The sequence below is a fragment of the Ilyobacter sp. genome (assembly GCF_041583315.1).
GTDB lineage: Bacteria > Fusobacteriota > Fusobacteriia > Fusobacteriales > Fusobacteriaceae > Ilyobacter.
Genome location: NZ_JBFHGC010000432.1, coordinates 1 through 2507 on the forward strand (window position 1 = coordinate 1; position 2507 = coordinate 2507).

The 2507-nt window shown below is 37.2% G+C and carries 1 protein-coding gene and 1 pseudogene; both read left to right on the forward strand.

The window, feature by feature from the left end; translation table 11 throughout:
* Positions 1–1400 (forward strand): annotated as a pseudogene (locus ABZA26_RS12530) (hypothetical protein); the annotation flags it as partial.
* A 334-nt stretch (positions 1401–1734) separates the two neighbouring features.
* A partial coding sequence (locus ABZA26_RS12535; protein ID WP_372714851.1) for a TGS domain-containing protein occupies positions 1735–2507 on the forward strand: 773 nt, incomplete at its 3' end.

The following is a 2507-nucleotide window of genomic DNA, read 5'->3' on the forward strand; positions in this document are numbered from 1 at the left end:
GAGACAGTGAACTCGGAGATGCTGATGAAGCTGCAGATATCAGGCTTAAAAACAAAGACAGGAAATTTCAATATAAAGATACACTTACAATGGGTGTAGGAAATACAGAGACAGGGTATACTATTGATTACAGCAACATCTACGATGCAGCTGATGAAAGCCGTAAAAAAAGAGATCTAATAAAAAACAGTGTTGATATAAAAATAGATGATACCAAGATAGCAAAAATTTATTATAACTTTGATGAGCATTTTACAGATGAAAATGAATCTAGTGAAAACTTCAATGATCTGACAAACAAACAGTATGGTATAGACTATTCTTTGGGAGATCACAAGGTCTATTATAAAAAAGAAAAAATAAATTATGATATCTGGGATATGGAAGATACTGATGACTCAAGAGAGAGAATCAGCGAAGATACCTACGGATATGAACTTAAAAACGGCCTGGATAAATGGCAGTTTGAATTCATAAGAGGTAAAGATTACAGATACAATGAGACTGATGAAGATGTAGATATAGATGTAGATAACCAGATATACAGCTTTTCTTACCTAAACGGAGGAGATGTAGAGCATTATTATAAGGGAACTTATGAAGATTATGTACACAACGAGGATGAAAATGATATTTACTCATCTGATGTCGTATCATTCAGATATGAATACAGGGACAAAAGGTTTACAGATGAGGACCTCAAAAAATACGGCGTAAAGGAAACCGGGAAAGATAAAGATGAACTTAGCCAGGAAGACATAGAAAAAATACGTAAGATTCTTGAGGACAGAGAGAGCAACTCCCTTGACTTCAATCTTAGCAGTATAAGAGATGAAAAGATGGATCTGGGAGAATACAAGAGAAAATTCTCTCTATATCTGATGTTCCAGAGAAACAGTGAAAGATATGCAGAAACTTCTAATTACTGGGATTCTATGGAAGGTGTAGATGTAAGTATGTACTACTCATACAACAGACTAGGTATTGGGTATGAATTTAATCAGGATGCTGAATATGACAGTAGTGACGATTGGTCAGAGACTGACAGGGACCACGAAATCAGTCTCAGTGCAAAGGTGGGAAAACCTAGTGAAGGCTGGAGAGTAAAAACCTTTGTAAGGCTTAACGAAACACTTTCCGGAGACGACTCAAACAGAAAAACCTTGGACGGTATAGGGGTGGAAATAGGCAAGGAAAAAGGCTACTATGAATGGGCAGTGGCTATGACAAGGGAATATGTAAGTTCTTCAGATGACTATGAATGGGAAGTTGCACTGCAGTTTACTCTTCTTACTTTTCCTAATATGCCTATATTTGGTTTTGGAGCTCAAAATGACGGAGATAAGACATCACCGCAGACCTATCTCTTTGATGGGGTAAATGTAGAGGATATAGAATAGTCTGTCGGATGTTTTCGGGAGAAAGACAGGGCAAAAAAGTTGACAGATTAGGTAGTTTTTGGTATCATTTTTAAAAAGGTATCATTAGGAGAGATTTCTATGTTGTACGGAGTATTTTTCCATACTACAACTACATTAACCAATAATTAAGGGTTTGTATCACATCAGATACAAACCCGTATTGTATTTTCAAAATGGTTGGTGTCTATGTGGGGAATCTTGAGAGCTGAGATAGAGAGACCATCTGGACAAAACCGGGTGGTCTTTTTTACTGAAAGATCCCTATAAAACAGGTTAATAAAAAAATTAAAAATAGAAAAAAGGAGAGATTACTATGGTGAAGATAACACTTCCAAGCGGAGATATAAAAGAATTTGACCATGCTCCCAATATGTTTGAAGTTGCCAAGAGCATAAGCAATTCTCTTGCAAAGAAAGCAATTGCGGCTAAGGTAGACGGAAAAAATGTGGACATGAAATATATCACAGAAAAAGATGCAGCAGTGGAACTGATAACTCCAGAAACAGAAGAGGGAGAAGAGGTAATAAGACACTCTGCAGCCCACCTTATGGCGCAGGCAGTAATAAGACTATTCCCTGGAACAAAGGTAGCCATCGGACCTGCCATAGAAAACGGATACTATTATGATTTTGATCCTAAAGAGCAGTTTACAGAGGAAGACCTGGTAAAAATCGAAGCTGAAATGAAAAAAATCGTAAAAGAAGATATAAAAATAGAGAGAATCGAGATGACTAGAGAAGATGCTATAAAGCATTTTGAGAACCTTGGGGAAAATTACAAGGTGGAGATAATAAAGGACATCGCAAAGGGAGAGATGCTTTCTTTCTATAAGCAGGGTGACTTTATGGATCTTTGCAGGGGGCCTCACGTACCTTCTACAAAATATATGAAGGCCTTTAAGCTAAAATCACTAGCAGGAGCTTACTGGAGAGGGGATTCTAAGAATAAGATGCTCCAGAGAATATATGGATTCGCATTCTCTGATGAAAAGAGGCTAAAAGACCATCTGAATTTTCTAGAGGAAGCAGAAAAGAGAGATCACAGAAAGATAGGAAAAGAACTGGGTCTATTCTTCATGAGTGAGTA